This window comes from Bradyrhizobium sp. AUGA SZCCT0169 (assembly GCF_018130085.1).
Taxonomy (GTDB): Bacteria; Pseudomonadota; Alphaproteobacteria; order Rhizobiales; family Xanthobacteraceae; genus Bradyrhizobium.
Genome location: NZ_JAFCMC010000012.1, coordinates 79,362 through 104,716, shown reverse-complemented (window position 1 = coordinate 104,716; position 25,355 = coordinate 79,362). Strand labels below are relative to the sequence as shown.

The following is a 25,355-nucleotide window of genomic DNA, read 5'->3' as shown; positions in this document are numbered from 1 at the left end:
GCTACTAGATAGTGGGGCCGGCAAGTTCGTCAACTTCCCGCAGCTTCGCCCGCCGCCGCGCGAATGATGCGAGCGACAGCACCGCGAGCCCGAGCAGCACCGGCGGGAACACCACCATGTTGACCATCGACCAGCCGTAATGCGCCAGCAACTGGCCTGACGAGAACGAGCCGATCGCCATCATCCCGAACACCAGGAAATCGTTGAAGGCCTGCACCTTGTTGCGCTCCTGCGGCCGGTGCGTCTCCAGCACCAGTGCGGACGCGCCGATAAATGCAAAGTTCCAGCCGACGCCGAGCACGATCAGGCAGGCCCAGAAATGCATCGCCGATATCCCGGACAATCCGATCAACGCGGCGGCGGCCTCCAGCGACAGGCCGAGCGCGACGATACGCGGCGCGCCGAAGCGTGCGATCAGCGAGCCCGTGAAGAAGCTCGGCCCATACATCGCCACGATGTGCCACTGGATACCAAAATTGGAATCGCTGACGGTGAGCCCACACATCTTCATCGCGAGCGGCGCTGATGTCATCACCAGATTCATCATGGGATAGGCAATTACGCCGCACAGCGCCGCCGCAATGAATCGCGGCTGCCGCGCGATCTCGAACAGCGGCCGGCCGCCATGCATGTCCGCCGCCGCAGGTTTTGGCGCATCGACGCCGGACAAAACCGCCATCGCGACCAAAGCGACGAAAGCCTGCATCAGAAAGCTGAAGGCGAACAGATAAGGCGGCCAGATATCCATGGTCCATTGCACGAGCTGCGGACCGAGCACGCCGGCGAACACGCCGCCCGCCATCACCCACGACACCGCCTTCGGGCGGAACGCGACGCTGGCGCCGTCGGCGGCGGCAAAGCGATAGGATTGCGACACCGCGCCGTAGAGTCCGCCAAAGAAGGTCGCGCAACAGAACAGCCAGAACGCGCCCTGCAGGATCGCGAGCGCGCCGATCAGACCGGTGAGCACGCCGCAGCCGGTGCCGATGATGAAGGCGATGCGGCGGCCGTAAGCGCGCGAAATCATACCGGTCGGCAGCGTGCCGGCGGCAAGGCCCAGCACATACATCGAGAGCGGCACGGTCGCGAACGAGATGTCGGGCGCCAGCGTCGCGCCGACGATCGAACCGGTGGCGAAGATCACCGCCGAGTTGGCGCCGGTCAGCGCCTGCGCCGCGGCGAGCCGCAGCACATTGGCGCGCGCCCGCGCGTCATCGACGATCTCTGCGGTGGCAGTGGCATCCAGCATCGGCATTCCCGCCCGGCAGGCCCCGGCGGGAGCCGCAATTCATTGGCTTGTTTGATTTGCGGTACTATGGAGACGTGCAGACGTGCGATCAACCGACGCAAACGGGCGCGCGCTATGCGCTGGGCTCACCCTTCATTGATCGCTCGAACACCAGAATCAAATTATTCGCCGGCATCGGTACGGTTTCGATCAATGCAAGCCCGACGCCTTCAGCCAATCGGCTGACATCTTCAATATCGCGCACGCCCCATTCGGCGTCGCGATCGCGCAGGCTGGTGTCGAAGACGGCATTGCTGAGCGCGGTGTGCTTGCCGTCGCGCTTGAAGGGCCCATAGAGAAACAGCTGGCCGTCGTTGCGCAAGTAACGCGCCGCGCCGGCGAACAATCCTTCCGCGACGCGCCAGGGCGCGATGTGAATCACATTGGCGCAGAACACCGCCAGCAATTCGGAAGGCCCGCTGCCGTCCTGCATCGCAGGCGACCATGCGGGATCACTGAGATCAATCCGCATCGCAGGACGGATGTTCGGCAGGCCCGCATGCGCGCGCCACGCCGCAATACTGTTCAGGTGCGCCTCGTTGAAATCGCTCGGCCACCAGGTGATGTCGGGCGTATGACGGGCGAAATGCACCACATGCTGGCCGGTGCCGCTGCCGGCCTCCAGCACGTCGCCGGACTTGCCGGCGAGGAATTTCTGCAGCACCGCCCAGATCGGCGCATGGTTGCGATGGAATGCGGCCGCGTCCAGCCGGCCGTCGGCCTCAATCGGACGGCCATCCTTGCCAAACTCCACCACAAACTCAGCCACCGCAAAATCTCACTTCAAGTCTCCGCAATAGATTTCCTTCAGGAGCTGCAGGACGCGCAGGGCGCGCTGGTCGACGACGCGGTAATGCAGCGTCTGCGAGGCACGCCGGAATTCGACCAGGCCGTCGGCACGCAATTTTGCCAGATGCTGCGACAGCGCCGACTGACTGAGCTTGGCGACGCCGACGAGTTCACCGACCGTCATCTCGCCGCGCACCGCGAGAAAGCAGAGAACCAGCAGCCTCTTTTCGTGACCGAGCAATTTGAGCAATTGCGCGGCCTCACCGGCCTGTTTCGCCAGCTTCTTCAGGGACGCCTCGTCCTCGGCGCCGTTACCGATGGGCATCTTGTTGGTTGTTGCCGCTTCTGCTCTCATCGCCTTTATCCGGATCGAAATCAGCGCCGACAAGGCGCGGTGTACCAGTTTATCGCGCCCATGGTTATTTAGCATTGACTAAATTAGTGAACGACGATAAACCCGCGAAAAAGCAACAAAAGATGCGGCCAAGTGGCGGCAAGGGGAATGAAACGTGCGGCCTGATCTCTGGCGCAGCATATCTCTACTGTCGAGCACGGGCGCGCACACGCGGCTCGGCCGGCGCTCCCTGCTCGGCCTCGGCGCCGCGCTGACCGGCGGCTTGGCGCTCGGTCCAAAACAGGGAAATGCAGAGCCCTCGCCGGCTTCCCCGCCGGCGGACGCGCCTTGGTCGCAATCGATCGGGCCCGGCGTGGTCGACCGTCCCTATGGCCGGCCCGCCGACACCGAGGCCGGCGTCATCAGGCGCAACGTGCCCTGGCTCACCGCCGGCACCGAATCCTCGATCAGCTTTTCGCCGCTGCAGGACCTGCACGGCATCATCACGCCGAACGGCCTGTTTTTCGAGCGCTATCACGCCGGCCGGCCGGACGTCGATCCTGAGCAGCACAAGCTCATGATCCACGGCCTGGTCGAGCGCCCGCTGCTGCTCTCGATGAAGGACATCGTCCGTTTCCCGCAGGTTACGCGGATCCATTTCATCGAATGCCCGGCCAATGGCGGCATGGAGTGGCGCGCCGCGCAGTTGAACTCGCTGCAGTTCAATCACGGCATGATCTCCTGCGCGGAATGGACCGGGGTGCGGCTGTCGACCCTGCTGGAAGAGGTCGGCATCAAGAAGGAAGCCAAGTGGGTCATGGTCGAGGGCGCCGACGGCGCGCACATGAACCGCAGCCTGCCGCTCGACAAATGCCTCGACGATTGCCTCGTGGTGTACGCGCAGAACGGCGAGGCGCTGCGGCCCGAACAGGGTTATCCGCTGCGGTTGGTGGTGCCGGGCTGGGAAGGCAATGTCAGCATCAAATGGCTGCGCCGGATCAAGCTCGGCGACAAACCCTGGCATTCGCGCGAAGAGACCTCGAAATATACCGACCTGATGCCGGACGGCACCTCGCGCGGCTTCACCTGGCTGATCGACGCCAAATCCGTCATCACCTTCCCCTGCCCCGAAAAGCCGCTCTCGGGTCCCGGCCTCTATGAGATCAGGGGATTGGCGTGGACCGGCAACGGCAAGGTCAAGCGCGTCGACGTCTCGACCGACGGCGGCATCAATTGGCAGAGCGCGCGGCTGCATGAGCCGGTGCTGTCGAAGGCGCTGACGAAATTCACCATCCCCTGGCGTTGGGACGGCGCGCCGGCGCTGCTGGAATCCCGCGTCATCGACGAAACCGGCTATGTGCAGCCGACCATCGCGCAGCTGCGCAAGCAGCGCGGAACCAATTCGGTCTACCACAACAATTCGATCCAGACCTGGCAGGTGAAGGGCGACGGGAGCGTGTTCGATGTCCAGCTCGGTTAAGCACCTCGCGCTGCTTTGCGCCGGCATGATCGTCGCGGCCGGCACCTTCGCTTACGGCGCCGAGCCCGGATATTACGGCTATGGCGAGCGGGCGACGCCCGAGCAGATCGCCGGCTGGGATATCGATGCGCGCGGCGAGGATGGTGTGGGCCTGCCCGCGGGCCGCGGCGGCGTGATCAGGGGCGCGGAGGTCTATGCCGAGCAATGCGCGGCCTGTCATGGAACTTTCGGCGAAGGCGAGGGCCGGTTTCCCAAGCTCGTCGGGGGCGCCGGGACGCTCAGGGACGACCGGCCGGAGCTGACGATCGGCAGCTACTGGCCGTTTGCGCCGACCCTGTGGGACTACATTAACCGCGCCATGCCGATGGCCGCACCGCACACATTGTCAGCCGATGACGTTTATGCTTTGACCGCCTATATTCTGAACCTGAACGACCTCGTCCCCAGTGAATTTGTCGCCGACCGGGAAAGCTTGCCGAAAGTCAAAATGCCCAATCGCGACAATTTCCTCTGGACCGATCCGAGGCCCGATACGGCAGCGAAACCGTGCATGAGCGCGTGCGTTGACCCTGCCAGCGTCAAAATCGTGTCCACGGCGGAAGGCAAGAACCTGACGCCACGTACGACGGGGCCACTCGACACGATGCAGGCAAGGTAGGATCGGCAAGCAAAGTAGAATTGGCAAGCTGAACAGGAATTACGGGAAACGTCCTTGAGCAACACACCTCTAAACAAGCTTGGCCTGATGGCGGCGATGGTGCTGGCGCTATCCATGGGCGCGGCCGCTGGTCCCGCTGCTGCCCAGTCCGCGGCGGCGGAAGGCCAGAAACTGGCGTTCGACCGCAGCAAGGGCAATTGCCTGACCTGCCACGCCATCAAAGGCGGTCAGTATCCCGGTACGATCGGGCCGGAACTGGTCGACATCAAGAGCAAATACCCCAACCGCGACGAGCTCGTCGCCATTATCTACGACGAAACCAAGCGCAATCCGCTGACTGTGATGCCTCCGTTCGGACGGAACCGAATTTTGACCGACAGGGAAATCAGCGCGGTCGTGGATTTCCTGCAAACATTGTGACGGCGCGCCTTTCAGGAGAACTTTCGGATGACAAATACTGACAATGGATTTTCCGCCACGCGGCGCCTGATCCTGCAAGGCGCGGGCGCGGTGGCGCTGGTCGGGCTTGGCAGTTCTTTTGGCAATCTTCCCTTTGGCCTCGCGCCGGCATTCGCGGCCGCCAACGACAAATATCCGGAAGAGGCGTTCAAGCAGAAGACCGAAGCCGACGCGATCAAATCGCTCTATGGCAGGACGGCAGAAGCTTCCGACAAGGTAAAGATGGACGCGCCCGAGATCGCCGAGAACGGCGCGGTGGTGCCGGTATCGGTTTCGACGACGCTGGCCGACGTGACCTCGATCTCGTTCCTGGTGGCTGAAAACCCGGTCGCCCTGGTGGCCTCCTACAAGATTCCGGCCGGCACGATGCCGAACGTTGCCAACCGCATCAAGATGGCGAAGACCAGCAACGTGATCGTCGTCGTCGAAGCCGGCGGCAAGCTCTACAGCGCCACCAAGGAAGTCAAAGTCACCGTCGGCGGCTGCGGCGGCTAAGACACAGATAGTCGAAGGATCGAAAAAATGGCATCGACCATTCGCGTGCGCGCCACCTCGTCAGGCGAAACCACCGAAGTGCAGGCGTTGATCCAGCATCCGATGGATTCCGGCTTCATCAAGGATTCCAAGGGCGAGCTCATTCCGCCGCATTTCATCCAGCAATTGACCTTCGAATATAACGGCAAGCCGGTATTCGTTGCCGATTGGGGCGGCGGCGTCTCCAAGGACCCCTACGTCAAGTTCGCCTTCAAGGGCGGCAAGAAGGGCGACGAGCTGAAAGTGAGCTGGGTCGACAACAAGGGCGCCACCGACACCACCACGGCGAAGATTCAATGAAGCTGCGAACCAGGATACAGTTCGCTGCGGCGGCCTTCGCGCTGGCCCTGCTGGCGTTCGCCGCACCGCCCGCGGTCTCCGCCGACAAGGTCGATCCGGTCGCCGACGAGAAAGCGTTCAAGAAATTCTTCTACGACAAATTCCCCAAGCTGAAGCCGGAGGATTTCGTCAACGGTCCCTATTCGATGGACGCGGACCTGTACAAGCAATGGCAGGACAAGGAACAGTTCCCGCCCTACGAGTTCTCGCTCGAACTGGGCAAGGAGATGTTTTCCAAGCCGTTCAAGAACGGCAAGACCTATGGCGACTGCTTCCCGAATAAAGGCATCGGCATCCGCCAGGACTATCCCACCTTCGACGAGAAAGAAGGCAAGGTCATCACGCTGGAGCTGGCGCTGAATCGTTGCCGCGAAGCCAATGGCGAGCCGGCGTTCTCCTATGTACGCGACGAGATGGCGGCGCTGACCGCCTACATGGCCTTCACTTCGCGCGGCAAGCCGTTCAACATCAAGGTTCCGAACGACCCGCGCGCGCTGGCGGCCTATGAAAACGGCAAGGAATATTTCTACACGCGGCGCGGCCAGCTCAATTTCTCCTGCGCCACCTGCCATGTGCAGAGCCCGGGCGAGCGGGTCCGCACCGAAGTGCTGGCGCCGGCGCTCGGCATTGTCAACGCGATGCCGATCTATCGCTCCGAATGGAACGGCATGGGCACGACCAGCCGGCGCTTCACCACCTGCAACAGCCAGATCCGCGGCGTGCCGCTGACGCCGCAGGACGATGAATACCGCAACGTCGAATACTACCTGTCCTATGTCAGCAACGGGCTGCCGATATCAGGTCCGGGAGCGCGGCCATGAGGATCACGACACTCACCTCGATCGCCGCGGTGCTGCTGCTAGGTGCGACATCGGCGCTGGCCGCGGGCGAGGACGACTACAAGGCCGCCTACGCCGCCGCGGAAGCTGCCAACAAGCAGGCGGCTTCCTTGCGCAATCAATGGACCACGACGGCGTCAACGCTGGCGGTGGCCAAGAAGTTCGCCGACGGCGGCGATTTCGACAAGGCCACCGCGTCAGCCAAAGAAGCGGAAGCGCTGGCGAAAGCTTCGATCTTCCAGGCGACCAGCGAAAAGGAACGCTGGAGAGATTTGGAAATTCGTTGAGAGCGTTTTGCGACGCGCGGAGATTAGTATGCCGATCCGCCGCCGGGATTTTCTGACGCTAGCAGGCGCGGCTACCCTCGCAGGCAGCCTGCCTCGCCTCGCGCACAGCGCCGACAGCGTCTACGACCTCGAGCGCTTCGGCAATGCGCGCATCCTGCACATCACGGACACCCATGCGCAGCTCAAGCCGGTGTTTTTCCGCGAGCCCAGTGTCAATCTCGGCATCGGCTCGATGCAGGGCAATCCGCCGCACCTGGTCGGCAAAGCTTTTCTCGACCGCTTCGGCATCCGGCCCGACAGCGCCGATGCCTATGCCTTTACCTGCATTGAATTCGAAAAAGGCGCGCAACGGTTCGGCAAGCTCGGTGGCTTCGCGCATCTGAAGACGCTGGTCGACCGCCTGCGCGGCGATGTCGGCGCCGGCCGCTCGCTGCTGCTCGACGGCGGCGATCTCTGGCAGGGCACCGGCCTTGCCAACGTCATGCAGGGCGCCGACATGGTCGACGCCTCGAACCTGCTCGGCATCGACGCGATGACCGGCCACTGGGAATTCACCTATGGCGAGAAGACGCTGCGCAGCAATCTCGAGCGCTTCAAGGGCGAGTTCCTGGCGCAGAACGTTTTCCTGACCGAGGAAGCCGCCTTCAACGACGCCAAGGCGTTCGATCCGGCATCGGGCCGCGTGTTCAAACCGGCCACGATCAAAGAGATCGGTGGCCGTCGGGTTGCCGTGATCGGACAGGCTTTTCCTTACGTGCCGATCGCGCACCCCAAGCGCTTCACGCCGGACTGGAAGTTCGGCATCCGCGACGAGGAGTTGCAGAAGCTGGTCGATGGCTTGCGCAACAACGACAAGGTCGATGCGGTCATTTTGCTGTCGCATAACGGCATGGACGTCGATCTCAAGCTCGGCAGCCGCGTCACCGGCATCGACGTCATTCTGGGTGGCCACACCCACGACGCGGTGCCGCAGCCGATTGCGGTGACCAATCCGGGCGGCGTCACGCTGGTAACCAATGCCGGCTCGAACGGCAAGTTCCTGGCCGTGCTCGATCTCGACATCGGCAAGGGCAAGGTCGCGAACGTGCGCTACCGGCTGCTGCCGGTGTTCTCCGAACTGCTGAAGCCGGATCCGGCGATGCAGGGGCTGATCGACAAGACCCGCGCGCCGCATGCGGGCGACTGGGTCGACAAGATCGCTTCCGCCGATCGCCTGCTCTACCGCCGCGGCAATTTCAGCGGCAGCATGGATCAGTTGATCTGCGACGCGCTGCGCGGCGAACTCGACACCGAAATCGCGCTGTCGCCGGGTTTCCGCTGGGGCACCACGACGCTGGCGGGCCAGCCGCTGACCATGGAAGACGTGCTGGCGCAAACCGCGGTCACCTATCCCGAAACCTACGTCGCGACCATGACCGGCGCCCAGATCAAGGACGTGCTCGAGGACGTCTGCGACAACCTCTTCAACACCGATCCCTACTACCAGCAAGGCGGCGACATGGTCCGCCTTGGTGGCCTTTCCTATGCCTGCACGCCGGCGGAAGGCGTCGGCAAGCGGATCTCCGAACTGACGCTCGACAATGGCAACCCGCTGCAAGCCGCCAAGAGCTACAAGGTGGCGGGATGGGCTTCGGTCAACGAACAGACCGGCACGCCGGTGTGGGACGTGGTGGCGAAGCATCTGAAGTCAGGCAAGCCGCCCAACCGATCGGCCCCGGGCGTGACGCTGAAGGGCGTCGAAGGCAATCCGGGCATTTCGAAACAGGCATGACAGGCCTTACCACCACCCTGCGCATCATGACCGCAGCGCTGTTGATCGCAGCGACCGCACCGGTCGTGCACGCCCAACAGGCGCCGCTGCAGGACAAGCCGTTTGCCGAGCACAAGATCGTGCTGCAGCTTTCGGACAATGACCCGCGCAAGCAGGGCCTCGTGCTCAGCGTCGCCAGCAATCTGATGAAGCACTACGACCCCGATAAGGTCGCGATCGAAATCGTCGCGTTCGGCCCGGGCATCGAACTGCTGCGTCCGGAAAATCCCAACCGCAGGATGGTCGAGAGCCTGGTCGCCCAGGGTGCGCGGTTCGATATCTGCCTCAACACCGTCGACACGCTCGAACGCGAACGCGGCAAACGGCCGGAGTTCATCGCGGCGGCGACACCGGTTCAGGTCGGCGTCGCGCAGATTCTGTTCCTGACCGAGAACGGATATACGCTGGTGAGACCGTGATCGGGCCTTTGATCAGCAAGATTACCCCGAAAAAGCCATGTCGGAGAGACGAAAGCCGTTTGAGAGGCGCGACGAAATAGAATAATATCCTCCGCGAGAAGTAGAGAACGCGGCAGCGATCATGATCTTTCGTCAGCTCTTCGACAGCGTTTCGGGCACCTACAGCTATTTGCTGGCCAGCCGCGCCGGCGGCGAGGCGCTGATCCTCGATCCCGTGCTGGAAAAGGCCGACCGTTATTGCCAGCTGCTGCGCGAACTCGACCTGCGGCTGGTCAAGGCGGTCGACACCCATCTGCACGCCGACCACGTCACGGGCCTCGGCGAGCTGCGCGACCGCACCCAGTGCATCACCATCATGGGCGAACAGAGCAAAGCCGACGTGGTGTCGATGCGCGTCTCCGACGGCGACAAGGTGATGATCGAAGGCTTGAGCCTGGATGTCATGTACACGCCCGGCCACACCGATGATTCCTACAGCTATTTGATGGGCGACCGCGTCTTCACCGGCGACACGCTCTTGATCCGCGGCACCGGCCGCACCGATTTCCAGAACGGCAGCGCGCGGGCGCAGTATGACTCGATCTTCAACCGGCTGTTGAAGCTGCCTGACGAGACCATGGTCTTCCCCGCCCACGACTACAAGGGCGACACGGTTTCCACCATTGGCGAGGAGAAGCGCTACAATCCGCGCCTGCAGGTGCGCGGCATCGACGAGTATGTCGAGCTGATGAACAATCTCAATCTGCCGAATCCAAAACTGATGGATGTGGTGCTGCCGGCCAACATGCATGTCGGCCTGCACCAGGACGATCTCGCCAAACAGGGCCTCGCATTGTCAGCGCGCGCCGCGATCGACAGTATCGGCAAGCCCGACATCCTGCTGGTCGATCTGCGCGAGGCCAGCGAGCGCGCCAAGCACGGCACGCTCTCGGGCGCGCTGCATGCGCCCTATCCCGGCATCGCCGAAAGCTTAGCGCCGGGCGGCATGCTGCGCGAAGTCGCGGCCGCGACGGGACGGCGCGTGGTGTTCTTCTGCGCGTTCGGCGAACGCTCGGCGATGGCGGTGACCGCCGCCAAGAACGCCGGCCTTGCCAACACCGCCCATATCGAAGGCGGCATCGACGCCTGGAAGAAAGCCGGCGGCCCGGTGGTGATGGGGTGAATACTCACGGAACGTAGGGTGGGCAAAGGCGCACTCGCGCCGTGCCCACCATTCTATCCGAATGCGAGAATGGTGGGCACGCTTCGCTTTGTCCACCCTACGATTCGCCGCGACTGTTACCGCCCCACCCGTTTCAATTCCGCCGTCAGCACATCCAGCGCTTCCGCCAGCATCACGCCGCCGCATTCGGTCAGCCGTTCCGGAATCACGATGCGCTTTTCCGGCGGATAGAACCGCGCGAGCGCCGGATGCAGCAGAAAAGCCTGGCCGTCGTCACGCGCGAAATCGCCGGCCTGCGACACCAGCAGCAAATCCGGTTTCTGGCTCACGATCGCCTCCAGCGAGGCGAAGCCGCCGAAATTGAAGCCGAGATCGCCGGCCGTGTTGAACAGCCCGGTCTCGGCCAGCAGCGAGCCGACAAAGCTGTCGCTGCCCGCGACCCAGCCGCGCCGCGACAGCGGCAGCACCCGATAGTGTTTTGCGGCGACAGCCTGGCGCGCCCGTGCGAGCGCGGCATCGAGCAACGCGATCTGCGCCGACGCGCGATCGGGGTGACCGACGATATCACCGAACTCGCGAATCTGGTCCTTCACCTCGGGCAAGGTTCGCGGCACCGGAAGTTCGGCAAGACGCAACCCGTGCGCCTTCAGCAATTCCCGCGTCGAACGTTTGTCGTACAGATTGGCGACGACGATGTCGGGCTTCAGCACCATCACGTCTTCCGCGCCACCCGACAGTTTTGGATAGCGAGCGACGTCACCGGCCACCCAGGCATCGCGCGAATACCGCGAAAGCCCGAGGATCTGTTCGGGATCGGCCAACGACAGCAGCAATTGATCGCTGCAGACGTTCATCGACACGATGCGCGGCAATTGAGCGGCCAGCGTCGCGCCAGGCATCGCCAGCGCCGCAACCGCCAGCAGCACGGCAAGCCGGCGGCGCATCACAGATCCGCCCACGGCACGATTACGGCCTCGCGCTGGTATTCGGCGCGGTAGGCGCTGATCCGGAACACGTCGGCTATCACCTGCTCCGACAGCGCTTCCACCGGCGCGCCCTGCGACACCAGCCGGCCCTCCTTCAGAACCAGCACATGATCGGCGAATCGTGCGGCGAGGCCAAGGTCGTGCGTCACCACGATGACCAGCACGCCCTTGTCGGCGGTGGCGCGCAGGTTCTTCATCACGTCGATCTGGTGCCGCGGATCGAGCGAGGCGGTCGGCTCGTCGGCGAGGATGACCGGCGCTTCCACCGCGAGCACGCGCGCCAGCGCGACGCGGCTGCGCTCGCCGCCGGACAGTTCGGTGACGCGGCGCTCGCTGAACTCCATCACATCGACCGCCTGCATCGCACGCAATACTGCGTCAGTATCCCTTGGCGACAGCCGCGCCGGATCGGTCGCGCCGTGCGGATAGCGGCCGAGCGCCACGATGTCGCGCGCCGGCAGCGGCCAGTGCACGATGTGGCCCTGTGGCAGATAGGCAAATCGCTTGGCGCGTTCGCGCAGCGACAGACCGGCCAGCGCGTCGCCGCCGATGTGGATGTCACCGCGGGACGACAGCAGCCCCGACAGCGCCCGCAGCAGCGTGGTTTTGCCGGCGCCGTTCGGCCCGACCAGGGCGACCAGATGCCCCGCGGTCAGCGACAGCGAGACATCGTTGAGCACGGCGCGGCCGGCCAGCGTCACGTTCACGCCTTGCGCCGTGAGAAGCGCGGCTTCGCTCATGCGACACCTCCCCCGAGCGCGCGGCGTTCGCGCGCGATCAGATAGAGGAAGAACGGCACGCCGATGATCGAGGTCAGCACGCCGACCTTGATGTCGCTGGTCGAGGGAATGATCCGCACCGCGATGTCGGCGGCGAGCAGCAGCGCCGAGCCTGCCAGCGCACTCGGCACCAAGAGCCGTGCCGGATCATGCCCGATCAGGGGCCGCATCAGGTGCGGCGCGACGAGGCCGATGAAGCCGATGGTGCCGGTGACCGCTACCGCGCCGCCGACCCCGAGCGCCACGCCCGTGATCACGATCAGCCGCAGACGCCCGACATCGACGCCGAGGCTCTGCGCGGTTTCCTCACCGAGGCTGAGCGCGCGAAAGGAATGGCGCTGGCTGAACAGGATAATGCCGCCGGCAATGATGAACGGCAGCGCCAGCATGACGTGCTGAAAACTGCGATCCTCCAGCGATCCGAGCAGCCAGAACGCGATCTCCAGCACCACGAAGGGGTTGCTGGAGAGGTTCATCACCAGCGCGGTAGCGGCGCCTGCGAGACTCGAAATCGCAAGACCCGCCAGGATCAGGATCAGCAACCCGGCATTGCGGCCGGCGATCGTCAGCAGCACGAACACCGAACCGAACGCCGCCATGATCGCCACGACCGGCAGCGCATAGGAGCGCACATCGGCCCACCCCAGCGCGATCACCAGCACCGCGCCGAAGGCAGCCGATTGCGGCGCGCCGAACAGCGAAGGCGAGGCCAGCGGATTGCGCAGCAGGCCCTGCAGCGACGCGCCCGACATTCCCAGAATGGCGCCGATCGCCAGCGCCAGAATGGTCCGCGGCAGGCGGATTTCCCGCACGATCACCTGCGCCACGTCGCTGCCGCCGCCGAGGAGGGCTTCGATCACCGCCAGCGGCGACAGCCGCACCGGCCCGATACCGAGCGAGATCAGCACCAGCAGCGCGACAAGGCCGGCGAGCGCAGCCGTCACGCCAATCCGGCGCCGCGCGGCCTCCTCGTTTGCAGCAGTGATGGTCTCAACACTCATCGATCGTCCCCGAACGGTCAGCCCGTACCGCACAACGCGTTCGAACGGTACTGCTCATGCGACATAAAAGACGCACTCGTCCAGTGAGGATCGCAGGCGAGGCCTGATGGGATTGACTCTATCTTTGACAAACTCCTACCATAATTTTCGACGGTTCCCGTTTTGGGGATCAAAAGGGAATGCGGTGCGGGGACAGTCCCCCAATTCCGCGGCTGCCCCCGCAACTGTAAGCGGTGAATCTTTCGTCCTACGCCACTGGGATTCTCGGTCCTGGGAAGGCGACGAAAGGTAACGACCCGCAAGCCAGGAGACCTGCCGTCAGCCGTGGTCACACGCGAAGATGTCGGTCGGGGAGTACAGGCATTAGTTTCACCAGAGCTGTTTGCAGCACGATGGTGGGACTTGGTTCGCTGTGACGTGCCACTGACGTCATACCGAGGCCTGAACCATGTCTTCCACCACCACTGCCGCCAAGCGGTGCCGCCGTCTTTTGCTGGCGTCCAGCTTTCTGGCGCCGATCATGGCGATCACCCATTCCGGCGCGCAGGCCCAGCAGACCGCCACAGCCGATCAACTGCCGGCGATCGAGGTCAACCCGCCCGGCGACCAGAACCGGACCCGCGCCAAGCCCGCTTCCGATCAGGGCTCGGGCACGCGCCGCGTCGTCGCGCCGAACCCGACGCCGTCAAGCAATCGAAACCCTACGCCGGGGACGGGCTCCAACGTCGCGTCGCAAGGCGATGGCCAGGGCGGCGGCGGAGCGCCCGTCCGGCAATTCGCCGGTATCGTCGGCACATCGGCGACCGTCATCACGGCTGAAGAAATCGCGCATTCACCCGCGCAGACCTTGCAGGAAATCATCGCGCAAACACCGGGCGTGCAACTGACCAGCCTGTTTGGCGGCGTCAACGGCGCGAAGACCAGCGTCGATCTGCGCGGATTCGGTGCGTTTGCGACCTCCAATACCCTGGTGCTGATCAACGGCCGAAGGCTCAACGACATCGACATGGCCGGCGTCGATTTTTCGACCATTCCGCGCGATTCGATCGAGCGCATCGAAATCACCCGCGGCAACAGCGGCGCGGTGCTGTACGGCGATAATGCCGTCGGCGGCGTCATCAACATCGTGCTTAAAAACGGCGTCGGCGGCCCGCCGGTCGCGATCCGCGGCGAAGCCGGCGTCGGGTCCTTCAATCAGCGCATGGCCTCGGTCTCGGCCGCGACCAATTTCGGTCCGTGGTCGACGTCGTTCTATGGCAACGCCATCAAGTCCGACGGCTACCGCGTCAACAACGCGCTCGATCAGCGCAACGGAGTCGGCAACCTCAACTACTCCACGCCCGGCCTCACCGCCTTCGTAACCGTGACCGGCGACGATCAGAAGCTCGGCTTACCCGGCGGCCGGCTGGTCGATCCATCCATTGGTCTCAACGAGCTCGTCACCAACCGCCGCGGCACCAGCACGCCGCTCGATTACGGCAACCAGCAGGGCGCCAGCGCCACCGCCGGCTTCACCAAGACCCTGTGGAACGGCGTCGATCTCATCATCGATGGCGGTGTGCGGGACAAGAAACAGCAGGCCGCGTTCTTCAATCCCTTCGCCAACAGTTACGTCGACAGCCATCTGCAGACATGGTCCCTGACGCCTCGATTGAGCGTCAAGAACGTAATGTTCGGGCTACCCTCGTCGATCCTGACGGGCATCGATTATTACGATGCGACGTTCCACCAGGAGCGGCAGGAATTTCAGGGCACACCGCCGATCCATACTTACGATCTGTCGCAGAGAACGATTGCCGGCTATTGGCAGCAAACCCTTGGGCTGTTGCCGACAACGGACTTCTCGTACGGCGCGCGAATCCAGAACACCAGTCTGAGTGCGCGGGACCGTCTTGACGATCCGCCGAATTGCGCCCTGTTTTTTACCTGCGGCGCCCAGAACCTTCCGCTGGATAGCAGCGAAGTCCAGCACGCGCTGCATGTCGGCCTCGAACATCGCTTCAACAATATCGTCTCGGTATTCGGCCGGGCCGCCCGCGCGTTCCGCACGCCGAATGTCGACGAGAGATTGTCCTCCGGACCTTCCTTCGATCCTGTCTTCTTCACCCCAATTCCCGGCACCTTCCAGTTGAAAACCCAGACCTCGCACGACGTCGAGGGCGGCTTCCGCATCAAGTCGGGCGGGTTCCAGATGCAATCGAGCATCTACAACATGGACCTCGAAAACGAGATCCATTTCAACCCGGCACTGTTCTTTAACGTCAACCTCGATCCGACCCGCCGTTACGGCTCGGAAACCAGCGCCTCGCTTCGTGTCAGCGACAGCGTGCTGCTGCGCGGCGGCGTCGCCTACACCCGCGCAGTGTTCCGTGAAGGGCAGTTCGCCGGCAATGACGTTCCGCTGGTGTCCCGCTACACCGCCAGTGGTGGCGTGACGTGGAATATCTGGCAGAACTATCTGGTCGCGGACGCCACGGTGCGCGGCTGGAGCGAGCGCTACATGGACAACGACCAGAAGAATACCCAGCGCCGCATCCCGGCCGATGCCACCATCGACTTCAAGCTGAGCGGGGCATATCAGCACTTCTTCTGGTCGGTGAGCGTCAACAACGTGCTCAACGCGCTGTACTACGACTATGCCATCGCAAGCACGTTCACCGACGGCCGCTTCAGCGCCTATCCGCTGCCGGGCCGGACCTACATGGTGAAGGCCGGCGCGACGTTCTGAGCCCGGACGCCGGTCCGGGGCCCGCTCCGGACCGGCTTGTCCTGACCTGACAAGCCAGTATTCTCTTTGGCCCCGAGGGTTAAGGGAATGCTGGCCCATGCCTGATGCTTCCGCCGTCGCGGCGACCGATCTGTTGCAGCGGGAAATCGCCGATCCCGACACGCAATGGAGTCTCGGCACGTTCGGCGCCATCGCTGAATTCGCCCGCGATCGCGATGAGCCGGTACGGCTGACGCAATCGATCGAAGCCGTTGCAGCCGTGACGCCGCGCGGCGGCATTGCGCTTAATCCCAACGGCAACAGCCGGCCGTTCGCCTCCGAGAGCATCACCAAATCGGGCTGGAGCCATCGGATCGCGCTGTGCCTGCCGTCAGGCGATTGCGCGATGAACGGCCGCAACACGCTGACGGAAATCGGCGCCGATCAAGAGGCGCTGCGGCCGGAGGACCGCGAATCCATCCTGTTCGATCTCGGCCTCGGTGCGCTGCAGGCGGACTTCTGCGTGCGCGTCGGCGATCCCAATCTCGCCGCGCGGCTGCGCCAACTCTGCGGCCGCGCCATCTTCGAACACGACAATCCCGCGATGGGGATGATCCTCGGCGCTAACCCGCATCGCGTCTTCATCAGCCGGCTCGGCCGCATCGAGGTCTATCAGCCGATCCCGCCGCCCTCGGGCACGAGCCCGGACGGGCCGCACACCCATGTGCTGCCAAGACTGCTGAAAAGCGGCCGGACCCATGCCGCCACCGAGCCGGTTCCCGAGGGCTGGATCCCCTGCGCGCACATCTATCCGCCGCATCCGTTGCGTGACGGAATGGGCGAGGCCCGGCCATTCGACCAGGCACATCACCAGCGTTTTCAACGGGTCCTGGCGGCGTGCGGCGATCCCGAAACGCTCGCGATCAAGCAGCGCGTCGTCGATGCGGTGCTGGCGGGGGAACCGCCGGTGGCGATCGCCGGCGACCGTCACGGCCGCGCCGGCATTCGCATTGCGCTGCGCCAGGTCAAGGCCGAAGGTCAGGCGTCAACGACATTGGCGGCCTGGCTGGCCGCTTTCGACCAGAGCGGTCCTGAAGACGGCGATGATCCCGCCGCTCTTCACCATGAGGGCTGAATCAACCCGATAACGGGGCATTTTCGGCCCAAATTCGCGCCCCCAGCGGCGCAATCCATGGTATTACGGCCGAAACACCGCCCGACGGCATGCGTCGCGGTTCCAGAGGTATATGATGAACGACGAACCGAAGAGTCCGGCCGAAATGAAAGAGATTCGGCTGCACCGCAAGCGTACCCAGGAGGTCGAGGGCATCAAGGCGATGGCCGAGATCGCGGCCTCCGACATCGCAATTCGCAAGCGGACTGAAAAGCTGCGCGCGCTGCGGCTGGCCAAGGAAGCTGAGGACCTTGCCAATCCGCCCGAACCGAAAGCCAAGCCCAAAGCGAAAGCCAAAGTGGCGAAGAAGGCTGACGTAAAATGACTAAAGAAGATCGCGACCGCGCCCAGGCGCGTCTGGATAAAACCACCCGCGCAGCCCAGGACGCGCGGTCCGGCAAGGCCGACCGCGATGCGGCCTCGAGGGCCATGCTCGACAATATGGCAAAGCTGAAGGCGTTGCGGCTTGCCCGCGAAGCGGCCGCACCTCCGGCTCCCGTCAAGGCAAAGAAGGCCGCGGCCAAATCGAAACAGCCGACCGAGAAGCGGCCGACCCCGGCATTGGGCGATTGGCTGGCGAGCCAGCAAAGTGGCGGACGACGGACCTAAGATCGAAGACCCTGAGGCAGGGATCCAAGGCTCAATTCCAAGGCTGGCTCTTTGAGCTCAGCCTTAACTTCAGCACTGAAGTTAAGCTTGCAGCGTTACGCCGGTGGCCAATGGATCATCGAGCGCGTCTTGGTCTCGGCGTCATAGACCTGCACTTGCAGCATCTGGAATTTGTTCTTTAGCGCCGTGCCCGCCTCTTCAGCGGCTTCGACCGTGTCGTGGTGCGATTTGAAGTGACCGTCGACCACCAGCGAATATCCTGACGTCGGCGCTTTGTCGGCGCGGATAACTTTGCGTGGCTGCTGTTCTTCGGTTTCGATGCGAGGCTTCTTCATTCTGACTCCGTTTGATTACCCCGTTTGAAGCACTATCGGCCAAAAGGGCAAGGAAAATTCGTGTTGCTGGCGCTAGTATATTGCGCAAAGTCGGTCGGATTGCGGTCAATGCGTCATTTCGACCGGATAAGGCCGGTTGCGCCGGCGAAAAGGCACGATATGGGTGGAAACGGGAAGAAGAGCGAGCCTCCCAGGCAGGACAACGACAAGCCCGTGAAGCCGAAAGGCCTGCCTGTCGAAGACGACGATTACGAGGATGGCGACATCGCCACGCCAAAGCACGACCGCCACGGCAATGACGACGAACCCTTGTGATTATTGTCGTCCCGGCGTTGCGCCGGAACGACGCGAGATCTAGTGAAATCCCTCACTCTCAATCTTCCGGATACTCCCGACATCGAGCAGATGCGCGCCAAAACCGCCGCGCGCCAATTTGATCGCTGACGACGGCGAGGCCAGCAGAAATACTGCGGTCATCGCCAGCGGCACGGCGCTGAACCAGTCCAGTCGCACCGGCGTGAGTTCTTCGCGGCTGCCGGCGTAGGGTCCGCTGGCGGTAAACACACGGCCGCATTCCCGGATAATATCGCCCCGCGTGCCGCCGCGCGATGCGCAACCGAGCAGCGCCTGCATCGCCAGATGCGTGAGCACGCCCTCGCGGCTTTCCGGCAACGGCTCCGGCGTCTCGCCCTGCGAGACACGCAGCAATAACCCAACGAGATCGATGCCGGCGCGATAGGCGTTGACCGGCTCGACCAGCCGCGGGTTGCAATCGATCAGGAGCGGCGCCGTGCCATCGTCGGGCATGATAACGTCGACCGACAACGCGCCGTGCCAGCCGAGTTGTCCGCCGATTGTCTCCAGATAGGCTCGCACCATCGGCCGGCCCACGCTTTGCTTGATCGCCTCGCCGCCACCGACGCCGACAGCGACTTGTCGATAGGCATGAAAGCCGACCAGCCGTCCCCGGCAAAACACCGACTGCGCCTTCTCGGTGGTGCCCGTGATGAGGTCCTGCGCCAGCACCTCATCGGTGAACGCATCGCCGGCGCCGAGATCACGCAGCGCTATTTCGAGATCATCCCTATTGCGCACGAACCAGATGCCGCGGCTTGCGGTGCCGATCGAGGTCTTGACCACGGCCGGAAAACCAATGGCGTCGCGCAGCGCGCGTGCGGATTTCACGATCCGCGTCAGCGGCTGCGGCAGCTTCCATTGATCGAGCAAGCTGAATCCGGCCTTGCTGTGGGCGGCGCGATAGCTCTCGAATGAAGGCAACGCAACACCGGTACGGCCCTCCAGTCGCGCGCGCATCCGCGCAAACAGAAAACCCTGCTCATGCGTCGGCAGCAGCACGTCAAAACGTTGGCGCGCCAGCAATTGCTCGACAAACGCCAGAAATCCGGCGGGGTCCGTGCGCAGGCCCGGGCAGCGGTGAAATTTGCGGACGAAGCGTGAGAACCGCGCCAGGCAATGGGCGGAGGGATCGCAAACCTCGACATGATGGCCCGTCAGGCCCAGTATCGTGATGGCCTCGCGGGCTGAGGTACTGGAACCTTCTTGACACCAGCACCCGGAGCGGCTTCCCCGGATCAATCATGCCGGATCATTGCCGCGCCCGCCGACTTTGTCCCTGAACTTATTGACGCATTTGCGCCCTTCCACACCCTGCGCCGGGGCAGCCATGCAGTTGTATTCATGGACAAATAACCGCTAACCACTATTTTCGGCAGGCATTTTTGTAAAGCCAGCCTTTGCCGGGCCGTGGATCGAGACGGGGTTTGACGCTGATATGGTCGATGTTCTGACCGCACCGCAGGACGTGAAAGCGGACAGTTCTCTGCGCACGCTGGCGGCAATTTCGGTGGCCCATTGGGTCAGCCATTTCCATATCTTCGTGCTGCCGATGCTGTTTCCTTATCTGAAGGCACAGCTCGGCGTCGGCTATATCGAGCTCGGCTTCGCTCTGACCGTGTTCGGATTGGTGTCCGGCCTGACCCAGGCGCCGATCGGATATCTCGCCGACCATATCGGCGCCCGCAAGGTGCTGCTGATCGGCCTTTGTGTCGGCGGTCTCGCGCTGATCATGCTCGGCGTGCATCTGAGCTACACGTCACTGATCGTCTGTGCTGCGCTGCTTGGTCTCGCCAACAGCGTCTATCACCCCTGCGATTACGCGATCCTCTCCACCCATATGGATGAAGCGCGGATGGGCCGCGCGTTTTCGATCCACACGTTTGCGGGCTTCCTCGGCGGCGCGGTGGCGCCCGCGATCATGGCGGCACTCGTCGCTTGGGCCGGAGGTCTCGGCGCGCTGATCGTGGCCGGCGCGGTCGGACCTGTCGTGGCGCTGCTGTTGATCGCCGTCGGCATTCCCGATGCGAGTTCGGCCGACCGCAAGACCGATGGCACGGCCGCCCCCCGGCAAAGCGTCATCACGCCGGCGATCATCATGCTGACGTTCTTCTTCATGTTGCTTGGTCTCTCCAACGCCGGCATCAGCAATTTCGGCGTGGTCGCGCTGATGAGCGGCTATGGCGTGACATTCTCCGCCGCGAATATCGCGCTGACCGCGTTTCTCGGCGCCAGTGCGGCGGGCGTGCTGGCCGGCGGCTATCTTGCCGACCGCACCACGCGCCACGGACAGGTCGCCGCCGCCTGCTTTGGCATCAATGCGCTTATCATGCTGGTGATCGCGACGACCACCCTGCCGTCGGTGGTGCTGACCGCGGCGATGGGAATTGCCGGGTTCCTCGGCGGCGTAATCGCGCCCTCGCGCGACATGCTGGTGCGCAATGCCGCCCCTCCCGGTGCGGCCGGCCGCGCTTTCGGCATCGTCTCCACCGGCTTCAACTTCAGCGGCATTTTGAGCCCGCTATTGTTCGGCTGGATCATGGACCAGCACCTGCCGCATTGGGTGTTCGGCGCCTCCGTCGCCTTCATGGTCCTGACGGTACTGCTGGCGCTCATCACCGACCGCAAGCCGAAGACGCGATCGGAGGGCCCGGTTACTGGCGTGATGCATTCCTGAACCTCATTCCCGGCCGTTGACTGCATCAGGGGATATCCGATGATGCGGCAACAAAAATTCAACCCGGGATGAATCGCCATGACCAGTTCCCATGACCTCGTGATCCGTGGCGGCAACATTGCCGATGGCAAGGGCGGCGACCTCTACGAAGCCGATATCGCCATCTCGGGCGGCCGCATCACCGAGGTCGGCAAGGTTTCCGGGAAAGGCAAGGAAGAGATCGATGCCCGGGGCAAGCTGGTCACACCCGGCTTCGTCGACGTCCACACCCATTATGACGGCCAGGTCACCTGGAGCCAGGAGATTACGCCGTCGTCGCAGAACGGCGTCACCACAGCGATCATGGGCAATTGCGGCGTCGGCTTCGCGCCGTGCCGGCCGAGCGACCATGTCCGCCTGATCCAGCTGATGGAAGGCGTCGAGGACATTCCGGAGCCGGTGTTGAGCGCCGGCATTCCCTGGGCCTGGGAAAGCTTTCCGGATTACATGGAGTGGCTGTCGAAACGAAACTTCGACATGGATGTCGGCGCGCAACTGCCGCACGCGGCCTTGCGCGTCTACGTGATGGGCGACCGCGGCGCGCGCCGCGATCCCTCCACGCCCGAGGACAACAAGGCGATGGCGACGCTCGCCGCCGATGCCGTGCGAGCGGGCGCACTCGGCTTCTCGACCTCGCGCACCCTCAATCACCGCACCTCGACCGGCGACTACACCCCGACCTTGAAGGCCGGCGAGGACGAACTGACCGCGATTGCCGCCGCGATGCACGGCCAAGGCCGCAGCGTGCTGCAGTTCGTGCTCGATCTCTCCACCATCAACGAAGATCTGCCGATGATGCTGCGGGTGGCCGAGAACACCCAAATCCCGGTGTCGTTTTCCATCACGCAGAACGACAAGGCGCCGCAGCGCTGGCGCCAGACGCTCGACACCATCGCGGAGGCTTCCGCGCGCGGCCAGTCGATCACCGCGCAGATCGCCGCCCGCCCGGTCGGGCTGATGCTGGGCCTCGAATTGTCGCGCAACCCGTTCCAGACTCATCCGAGCTATCAGGCGATCGCGAAACTGCCGTTGAAGGAGCGGCTGGCACGTTTGCACCAACCCGAAGTGCGCGCCGCGATCCTGAGCGAGCACGCGACCGCGACCGATGACCCGCTGTTCTTCCGGCCGAACTACGACAAGATGTATCTGCTCGGTAATCCCCCCGATTACGAACAACCGCCCGAAAATACGCTGGGCGCGCAGGCCCGCCGTCTGGGCAAGCAGGCAGAAGAGCTGGCCTACGACGCGATGCTCACCGACGACGGCCGCGGCATGCTCTACGTGCCGTTCCTCAATTATGCCGACGGCAATCTCGATGCGACGCGCGAGATGCTGCGCGACCCGAACGCGGTGCCGGGCCTTTCCGACGGCGGCGCGCATTGCGGCATCATCTGCGATGCCAGCTTCCCGACTTACCTCCTGACGCACTGGACCCGCGACCGCAGCCGCGGTGAAAAGCTCTCGATCCCGTTCGTGGTGGCGGCGCAATCGCGCAAGACCGCGCTCTCGGTCGGTCTCTACGATCGCGGCGTGATCGCGCCCGGCTTCAAGGCCGACGTCAACGTCATCGATTACGACAAGCTGCATCTGCATCCGCCGAAGGTGCATTACGATTTGCCGGTCGGCGGACGCCGGCTGATGCAGCAGGTCGACGGCTATGACGCCACCATCGTCTCCGGCGTGGTGACGCAGCGCGGCGGCAAGGCCACCGGCGCACGCCCCGGCAAACTGGTCCGCGGCGCGCAAGGCAGCCAGCCGAAGTTTGGCGCGGCGGCGGGCTAGGGCGAGGTTAACTTAGCCCCGATCGAAGTCGATCGCGTCCCCGCGTTTCGATGCCATCATCGCATGCTCTTTCCGGCTCGTCGCAGATCAGCCGCCACCAAACTTCGACGGGTCATCGTATCTCGGGGTCTGGTCCATGAGCACGGGCGGAAAGCGTGGGTCCACGGGCTGGGCGGGACGAACAATGACATGCCGCGGCTTCGCGTGATGCACCTTCTTTGCGGCGCTGGCAGAAGCACTAAAGGCGATCAAAAGGCCCAGGGCCAAAACAAAACGCATCGCAAATTTCCTTTAATCACCCCCGCTTCGCATGTGTGGTCCCTACCGCACCGCCGCAATCTGTGACGACTTCAAGATCGCTCAAATCGGGGTGATCGCAAGGCGCAGGTGCACGCCCGCGCGAACCGGTGCGCGGGCGTGTCACGACCGAAGTTTTGCGCCGCGGCCCGTCAGGCCTTGGTTGCAGCCTGGGTCACAAATTGATGGCCGACCCACCATACCGGTTGGCGGGGATTCAATGCCTCATGCAGCATGGCGTATCCGCAGGCCTTGAACACGATTTCACTCAGCGCCGCCGTGAGAAGCTTGCGGCCGTCCTTGTGCATGTCGATAATTGCTTTCGACGTGGCGTGCATCAATTCCATCTGCTCGGGGCCATTGTGCTGCGGCCATTGTTCGAACTTGGTCCAGCGCTGGATAATGTCTGACCGGAAATAATTGTCGGTGAGCTCGATCAGTGCCTCAAGGCTGTGTTCGGGTTTCAGCAGGTCGGCACACTCGGCCAGAAGCTTCCTGGTGACCGGATGATCGGGCGCCTCTTTCTTGAAGGCGGCGAGCAGCGGATAGAGCGCCACTTCAACACCCAGAAAGATCGAGCTTGAATTGGTCAGGATCTCCGGCGCATTGAAGACACTGGCTTTCACACCCTGCTCGGTCGCGCGCCGTGCGATATTTTCGAGTTCGATTTTCGCGAAACCCTGCAGGTAGGGTGAATAGCTCTGCCAATGATACTCGCCGGCAATCAGGATCTCGGTGCCATGATAACCGTACGCCACGTAAGAAACCTGACTGCCGTTCCTGGCGACGCTGTCGCGTAGCCCGGCACTCAGTTCGATCAGATCCGAAAGACTATTCGCACTCACATCCATAAAGCTCATTTCGCAGAGCCGGCCGAGGTCGCCTTCCCAAAACTCCTTGGAAGAGGTAGCGGTCCCTTTGAAGACCCGGTTCATGACGGGCATCATGATCTTCGCGCGCGGAACACCGCCGGCCATGGTGTGAGCGATCAGGACCTTGGCGCCGTCGGGAATTTGCTTTTGCAATTCGGCCAGATATTGCTGCACGCGCGCGCGAAAATTTTCGCGGCCGGCCTTGCGCGACTCTTCCACCTGCGCAAGATCAAGCGTGGCCTTGTCCCACTCGCTGAGCTTTAAGCCCTTGAGTTGGTCGCATGGGCTGAGACCCTTGCTCGATTTTGCCAGATCGAAACCGCATTCCAAGGGAACGTTGACCAGCGGCTGGTCTTTCTCCGCCAACTCCTCCGCCGTCAGGGGACGTAGCTGCTCATTTTCATCGCGGCGCCCGACCGTGCCATAGATGACAGTCATCCCGGCTTTTTTGGCTTCATCGATCAGGCCGTTGACATAACCTCGGGCAAAGACCTCGCCGAAAATGACCAAAACGTCGTTTTTGCCGTAGCCTGAAACCGGGTTGACCTGACGAAGCGGCTCGAACTTTTGCACGCGGATATCCTTGGCTGGAGAGGTTCTTCGAATACTAACAAATTGACCGGTACCAAGTACATCGGTTCCATCCTGAACCCAAGTATGAACCTAAGTATCGATAGGCGCCGTGCTGGCGTTCCCCATAGCTGGAGGGTATGATTTGGGGAAGTTTGGCGATGGTACGGATGTCGATTTTTGCAGGCAGATTAGGTCTCGCGCTCGTCCTGGCGACGCTCTGTCCGGGCGGGCGGACGGCCCACGCCCAGGCCGCCCCCGTGCCATATTGGAGCCCGAGTTGGCCGCTCGGCTTTGGCGGGACCCTGCCCTCCGACCAGGATTCCCCGACGCGCTACAATTTCCAGAACGGCATGTTTATCAGCGGCACCAGCATTCCTGCGGGATTGAACTGGAACGGCATCAACCAGGCTGGAGCGTTCGGCAATTTCGGCTCGCTCCGTTACGAGGGCATGCAGGCCGGCTACAATTTCGGAAGCGCGGGCGGCCTGCCCGTTTCGCTCTATGCGGGCTTCGAAACCTTGAAGTACGATAGCGGCATCGGCGGCCCGTTTGCGGCGTTCGACAAGAAGTCCGGCACGCTGCCGGGCTATCGCGCGAATGCCGGCATCGAATTCCAGCCGGCGCCGAATCTCAGCCTGTCACTCGGATTCGGCTACACCCAGCGATCGGGGAGTGTTGCCGTCGACAGCGAAATCAATTCGCTGCCCGGCGCTTCGATTATCCCCAGCGCTCCCCGCTGACTCTGACGCAGGGCTTTTCGGGCCGACCGTCG

28 protein-coding genes and 1 riboswitch are annotated in these 25,355 nt (G+C 63.3%); of the genes, 18 read left to right on the top strand and 10 right to left on the bottom strand.

What is annotated here, in order from left to right; genetic code table 11:
- Positions 1–4 precede the first annotated feature (4 nt).
- The 3 genes from JQ609_RS16275 to JQ609_RS16265 all read right to left on the bottom strand — a co-directional run bounded on the left by JQ609_RS16275 (position 5) and on the right by JQ609_RS16265 (position 2,402).
- On the bottom strand, positions 5–1,249 hold the full coding sequence (locus JQ609_RS16275) for an MFS transporter (RefSeq protein WP_212208899.1): 1,245 nt from the start codon (positions 1,247–1,249) through the stop codon (positions 5–7).
- Positions 1,250–1,361: 112 nt separating this feature from the next.
- Positions 1,362–2,057 (bottom strand): DUF938 domain-containing protein, encoded by a 696-nt coding sequence (locus JQ609_RS16270; protein WP_212208900.1) that lies wholly within the window; start codon positions 2,055–2,057, stop codon positions 1,362–1,364.
- 9 nt (positions 2,058–2,066) lie between these two features.
- Positions 2,067–2,402, bottom strand: a complete 336-nt coding sequence (locus JQ609_RS16265; protein WP_212033593.1) for a helix-turn-helix transcriptional regulator — start codon at positions 2,400–2,402, stop codon at positions 2,067–2,069.
- A gap of 208 nt (positions 2,403–2,610) precedes the next feature.
- On the opposite strand from JQ609_RS16265, the gene soxC reads away from it, so the two are divergent.
- The 10 genes from soxC (at position 2,611) to JQ609_RS16215 (ending at position 10,398) form a co-directional block, all read left to right on the top strand.
- Positions 2,611–3,891, top strand: coding sequence for a sulfite dehydrogenase (gene soxC / locus JQ609_RS16260; RefSeq protein ID WP_409410606.1), 1,281 nt, complete (start codon positions 2,611–2,613; stop codon positions 3,889–3,891).
- Positions 3,892–3,916: 25 nt separating this feature from the next.
- On the top strand, positions 3,917–4,549 hold the full coding sequence (locus JQ609_RS16255) for a c-type cytochrome (RefSeq protein WP_249128074.1): 633 nt from the start codon (positions 3,917–3,919) through the stop codon (positions 4,547–4,549).
- 87 nt (positions 4,550–4,636) lie between these two features.
- Positions 4,637–4,969: a sulfur oxidation c-type cytochrome SoxX gene (soxX, locus tag JQ609_RS16250; RefSeq protein WP_409411180.1), complete on the top strand. Its 333-nt coding sequence runs from the start codon at positions 4,637–4,639 to the stop codon at positions 4,967–4,969.
- A gap of 27 nt (positions 4,970–4,996) precedes the next feature.
- A complete protein-coding gene (soxY, locus tag JQ609_RS16245; protein ID WP_212274159.1) occupies positions 4,997–5,503 on the top strand; it encodes a thiosulfate oxidation carrier protein SoxY in 507 nt (168 codons plus the stop codon).
- 27 nt (positions 5,504–5,530) lie between these two features.
- Entirely contained in the window at positions 5,531–5,842 is a 312-nt protein-coding gene (gene soxZ, locus JQ609_RS16240; RefSeq protein WP_212001821.1) for a thiosulfate oxidation carrier complex protein SoxZ, read from the top strand.
- The gene (gene soxA / locus JQ609_RS16235) at positions 5,839–6,702 is read left to right on the top strand and encodes a sulfur oxidation c-type cytochrome SoxA (protein WP_212274158.1); all 864 of its coding nucleotides are present in this window, start codon (positions 5,839–5,841) and stop codon (positions 6,700–6,702) included. Before soxZ ends, soxA begins: the two co-directional genes overlap by 4 nt.
- Positions 6,699–7,007 (top strand): hypothetical protein, encoded by a 309-nt coding sequence (locus tag JQ609_RS16230; RefSeq protein ID WP_212274157.1) that lies wholly within the window; start codon positions 6,699–6,701, stop codon positions 7,005–7,007. The genes soxA and JQ609_RS16230 overlap by 4 nt, the downstream gene beginning before the upstream one ends.
- Before the next feature lie 28 nt (positions 7,008–7,035).
- Positions 7,036–8,778, top strand: a complete 1,743-nt coding sequence (gene soxB / locus JQ609_RS16225) for a thiosulfohydrolase SoxB (RefSeq protein ID WP_212274156.1) — start codon at positions 7,036–7,038, stop codon at positions 8,776–8,778.
- Between the two features lie 26 nt (positions 8,779–8,804).
- Positions 8,805–9,236 (top strand): hypothetical protein, encoded by a 432-nt coding sequence (locus tag JQ609_RS16220; RefSeq protein WP_249128072.1) that lies wholly within the window; start codon positions 8,805–8,807, stop codon positions 9,234–9,236.
- 121 nt (positions 9,237–9,357) lie between these two features.
- Positions 9,358–10,398 (top strand): MBL fold metallo-hydrolase, encoded by a 1,041-nt coding sequence (locus JQ609_RS16215; RefSeq protein ID WP_192735547.1) that lies wholly within the window; start codon positions 9,358–9,360, stop codon positions 10,396–10,398.
- Positions 10,399–10,514: 116 nt separating this feature from the next.
- Here JQ609_RS16215 and JQ609_RS16210 read toward each other — a convergent pair whose 3' ends face one another.
- Genes JQ609_RS16210 through JQ609_RS16200 form a run of 3 tightly spaced genes read right to left on the bottom strand, consistent with a single transcriptional unit; the run spans position 10,515 to position 13,164 of the window.
- Positions 10,515–11,342, bottom strand: coding sequence for an ABC transporter substrate-binding protein (locus JQ609_RS16210; RefSeq protein ID WP_212274154.1), 828 nt, complete (start codon positions 11,340–11,342; stop codon positions 10,515–10,517).
- Positions 11,342–12,124: an ABC transporter ATP-binding protein gene (locus JQ609_RS16205; RefSeq protein WP_212274153.1), complete on the bottom strand. Its 783-nt coding sequence runs from the start codon at positions 12,122–12,124 to the stop codon at positions 11,342–11,344. The genes JQ609_RS16210 and JQ609_RS16205 overlap by 1 nt, the downstream gene beginning before the upstream one ends.
- Positions 12,121–13,164 (bottom strand): iron ABC transporter permease, encoded by a 1,044-nt coding sequence (locus JQ609_RS16200; protein WP_212208908.1) that lies wholly within the window; start codon positions 13,162–13,164, stop codon positions 12,121–12,123. The genes JQ609_RS16205 and JQ609_RS16200 overlap by 4 nt, the downstream gene beginning before the upstream one ends.
- Before the next feature lie 134 nt (positions 13,165–13,298).
- A riboswitch (cobalamin riboswitch) is annotated at positions 13,299–13,499 on the top strand.
- A gap of 113 nt (positions 13,500–13,612) precedes the next feature.
- Between JQ609_RS16200 and JQ609_RS16195 the strand changes: the two genes are divergently transcribed.
- The 4 genes from JQ609_RS16195 to JQ609_RS16180 all read left to right on the top strand — a co-directional run bounded on the left by JQ609_RS16195 (position 13,613) and on the right by JQ609_RS16180 (position 17,654).
- The gene (locus JQ609_RS16195) at positions 13,613–15,892 is read left to right on the top strand and encodes a TonB-dependent receptor (RefSeq protein ID WP_212274152.1); all 2,280 of its coding nucleotides are present in this window, start codon (positions 13,613–13,615) and stop codon (positions 15,890–15,892) included.
- A 97-nt stretch (positions 15,893–15,989) separates the two neighbouring features.
- A complete protein-coding gene (locus tag JQ609_RS16190; protein ID WP_212274151.1) occupies positions 15,990–17,006 on the top strand; it encodes a DUF6925 family protein in 1,017 nt (338 codons plus the stop codon).
- A gap of 115 nt (positions 17,007–17,121) precedes the next feature.
- Positions 17,122–17,370: a transcriptional regulator gene (locus JQ609_RS16185; RefSeq protein WP_249128059.1), complete on the top strand. Its 249-nt coding sequence runs from the start codon at positions 17,122–17,124 to the stop codon at positions 17,368–17,370.
- A complete protein-coding gene (locus tag JQ609_RS16180) occupies positions 17,367–17,654 on the top strand; it encodes a hypothetical protein (protein WP_249128057.1) in 288 nt (95 codons plus the stop codon). The genes JQ609_RS16185 and JQ609_RS16180 overlap by 4 nt, the downstream gene beginning before the upstream one ends.
- A 95-nt stretch (positions 17,655–17,749) precedes the next feature.
- On the opposite strand, the gene JQ609_RS16175 is transcribed toward JQ609_RS16180, so the two are convergent.
- Entirely contained in the window at positions 17,750–17,989 is a 240-nt protein-coding gene (locus JQ609_RS16175; protein WP_192735553.1) for a hypothetical protein, read from the bottom strand.
- A 159-nt stretch (positions 17,990–18,148) separates the two neighbouring features.
- Between JQ609_RS16175 and JQ609_RS16170 the strand changes: the two genes are divergently transcribed.
- Positions 18,149–18,304, top strand: coding sequence for a hypothetical protein (locus JQ609_RS16170; protein ID WP_212274150.1), 156 nt, complete (start codon positions 18,149–18,151; stop codon positions 18,302–18,304).
- A gap of 39 nt (positions 18,305–18,343) precedes the next feature.
- Here JQ609_RS16170 and JQ609_RS16165 read toward each other — a convergent pair whose 3' ends face one another.
- Positions 18,344–19,585, bottom strand: a complete 1,242-nt coding sequence (locus tag JQ609_RS16165; RefSeq protein WP_249128055.1) for a hypothetical protein — start codon at positions 19,583–19,585, stop codon at positions 18,344–18,346.
- 196 nt (positions 19,586–19,781) lie between these two features.
- Between JQ609_RS16165 and JQ609_RS16160 the strand changes: the two genes are divergently transcribed.
- Positions 19,782–21,020: an MFS transporter gene (locus JQ609_RS16160; protein ID WP_212274149.1), complete on the top strand. Its 1,239-nt coding sequence runs from the start codon at positions 19,782–19,784 to the stop codon at positions 21,018–21,020.
- Positions 21,021–21,098: 78 nt separating this feature from the next.
- A complete protein-coding gene (locus JQ609_RS16155; protein WP_212274148.1) occupies positions 21,099–22,841 on the top strand; it encodes an amidohydrolase family protein in 1,743 nt (580 codons plus the stop codon).
- An 87-nt stretch (positions 22,842–22,928) separates the two neighbouring features.
- Here JQ609_RS16155 and JQ609_RS16150 read toward each other — a convergent pair whose 3' ends face one another.
- Entirely contained in the window at positions 22,929–23,120 is a 192-nt protein-coding gene (locus JQ609_RS16150) for a hypothetical protein (protein ID WP_212274147.1), read from the bottom strand.
- Between the two features lie 170 nt (positions 23,121–23,290).
- Positions 23,291–24,583, bottom strand: a complete 1,293-nt coding sequence (locus tag JQ609_RS16145) for an enoyl-acyl carrier protein reductase FabMG (protein ID WP_212274146.1) — start codon at positions 24,581–24,583, stop codon at positions 23,291–23,293.
- A gap of 167 nt (positions 24,584–24,750) precedes the next feature.
- Here JQ609_RS16145 and JQ609_RS16140 point away from each other — a divergent pair, with 167 nt between their 5' ends.
- Positions 24,751–25,323 (top strand): outer membrane protein, encoded by a 573-nt coding sequence (locus JQ609_RS16140; protein ID WP_212274145.1) that lies wholly within the window; start codon positions 24,751–24,753, stop codon positions 25,321–25,323.
- Positions 25,324–25,355 lie beyond the last annotated feature (32 nt).

What these genes read in the sequence shown, in the direction of transcription:
- JQ609_RS16275 (WP_212208899.1), bottom strand. Translation starts at nt 1,249, where the DNA reads ATGCTGGATGCCACTGCCACCGCAGAGATCGTCGATGACGCGCGGGCG.
- JQ609_RS16265 (WP_212033593.1), bottom strand. Translation starts at nt 2,402, where the DNA reads ATGCCCATCGGTAACGGCGCCGAGGACGAGGCGTCCCTGAAGAAGCTG.
- JQ609_RS16255 (WP_249128074.1), top strand. Translation starts at nt 3,917, where the DNA reads ATGATCGTCGCGGCCGGCACCTTCGCTTACGGCGCCGAGCCCGGATAT.
- soxX (WP_409411180.1), top strand. Translation starts at nt 4,637, where the DNA reads ATGGCGGCGATGGTGCTGGCGCTATCCATGGGCGCGGCCGCTGGTCCC.
- soxY (WP_212274159.1), top strand. Translation starts at nt 4,997, where the DNA reads ATGACAAATACTGACAATGGATTTTCCGCCACGCGGCGCCTGATCCTG.
- soxZ (WP_212001821.1), top strand. Translation starts at nt 5,531, where the DNA reads ATGGCATCGACCATTCGCGTGCGCGCCACCTCGTCAGGCGAAACCACC.
- soxA (WP_212274158.1), top strand. Translation starts at nt 5,839, where the DNA reads ATGAAGCTGCGAACCAGGATACAGTTCGCTGCGGCGGCCTTCGCGCTG.
- JQ609_RS16230 (WP_212274157.1), top strand. Translation starts at nt 6,699, where the DNA reads ATGAGGATCACGACACTCACCTCGATCGCCGCGGTGCTGCTGCTAGGT.
- soxB (WP_212274156.1), top strand. Translation starts at nt 7,036, where the DNA reads ATGCCGATCCGCCGCCGGGATTTTCTGACGCTAGCAGGCGCGGCTACC.
- JQ609_RS16220 (WP_249128072.1), top strand. Translation starts at nt 8,805, where the DNA reads ATGACCGCAGCGCTGTTGATCGCAGCGACCGCACCGGTCGTGCACGCC.
- JQ609_RS16215 (WP_192735547.1), top strand. Translation starts at nt 9,358, where the DNA reads ATGATCTTTCGTCAGCTCTTCGACAGCGTTTCGGGCACCTACAGCTAT.
- JQ609_RS16210 (WP_212274154.1), bottom strand. Translation starts at nt 11,342, where the DNA reads ATGCGCCGCCGGCTTGCCGTGCTGCTGGCGGTTGCGGCGCTGGCGATG.
- JQ609_RS16205 (WP_212274153.1), bottom strand. Translation starts at nt 12,124, where the DNA reads ATGAGCGAAGCCGCGCTTCTCACGGCGCAAGGCGTGAACGTGACGCTG.
- JQ609_RS16200 (WP_212208908.1), bottom strand. Translation starts at nt 13,164, where the DNA reads ATGAGTGTTGAGACCATCACTGCTGCAAACGAGGAGGCCGCGCGGCGC.
- JQ609_RS16195 (WP_212274152.1), top strand. Translation starts at nt 13,613, where the DNA reads ATGTCTTCCACCACCACTGCCGCCAAGCGGTGCCGCCGTCTTTTGCTG.
- JQ609_RS16190 (WP_212274151.1), top strand. Translation starts at nt 15,990, where the DNA reads ATGCCTGATGCTTCCGCCGTCGCGGCGACCGATCTGTTGCAGCGGGAA.
- JQ609_RS16185 (WP_249128059.1), top strand. Translation starts at nt 17,122, where the DNA reads ATGAACGACGAACCGAAGAGTCCGGCCGAAATGAAAGAGATTCGGCTG.
- JQ609_RS16180 (WP_249128057.1), top strand. Translation starts at nt 17,367, where the DNA reads ATGACTAAAGAAGATCGCGACCGCGCCCAGGCGCGTCTGGATAAAACC.
- JQ609_RS16175 (WP_192735553.1), bottom strand. Translation starts at nt 17,989, where the DNA reads ATGAAGAAGCCTCGCATCGAAACCGAAGAACAGCAGCCACGCAAAGTT.
- JQ609_RS16170 (WP_212274150.1), top strand. Translation starts at nt 18,149, where the DNA reads ATGGGTGGAAACGGGAAGAAGAGCGAGCCTCCCAGGCAGGACAACGAC.
- JQ609_RS16160 (WP_212274149.1), top strand. Translation starts at nt 19,782, where the DNA reads ATGGTCGATGTTCTGACCGCACCGCAGGACGTGAAAGCGGACAGTTCT.
- JQ609_RS16155 (WP_212274148.1), top strand. Translation starts at nt 21,099, where the DNA reads ATGACCAGTTCCCATGACCTCGTGATCCGTGGCGGCAACATTGCCGAT.
- JQ609_RS16150 (WP_212274147.1), bottom strand. Translation starts at nt 23,120, where the DNA reads ATGCGTTTTGTTTTGGCCCTGGGCCTTTTGATCGCCTTTAGTGCTTCT.
- JQ609_RS16140 (WP_212274145.1), top strand. Translation starts at nt 24,751, where the DNA reads ATGTCGATTTTTGCAGGCAGATTAGGTCTCGCGCTCGTCCTGGCGACG.